Consider the following 336-nt stretch of genomic DNA (forward strand, 5'->3'; position numbering starts at 1 on the left):
ACCCGCCGCAGGCTCACGGGAGCCCCACCGGGTCGCAGTCGATGCCGTACGCGCGCGGGTGCACCACCGGCAGCCAGCGCGGGTCGGTCCAGAACGGCGCGGCCGCCAGGCGGACCACGTCGACCTCCACGCCCGCGCGGATCGCGTCGCACGACACCGGGGCGCCGGTGCGGTGGTCGAGCACCGACAGGACGTCCGGAGTGGACGCCACCGGAGCCCCGTCGCGCAGGGCCAGCAGGTATTCGTTCTCCATTTCCAGCCGCAGCAGCGCGCCGTCGCGGTGGTCGGCCAGCGTGACGCTGCCGCGGCCGAAGCCCGGGCTGCCGTGCTGCCCGG

At 76.2% G+C, this 336-nt stretch carries 1 pseudogene; it reads right to left on the reverse strand.

The features are described from left to right. Nucleotides 1-13: 13 nt before the first annotated feature. Nucleotides 14-336: pseudogene (locus tag G3I65_RS47395) on the reverse strand (DUF917 family protein); the annotation flags it as partial.

Origin of the sequence: Amycolatopsis sp. SID8362 (genome assembly GCF_010550475.1) — a bacterium.
In the GTDB taxonomy this organism is placed as follows: domain Bacteria; phylum Actinomycetota; class Actinomycetes; order Mycobacteriales; family Pseudonocardiaceae; genus Amycolatopsis; species Amycolatopsis eburnea.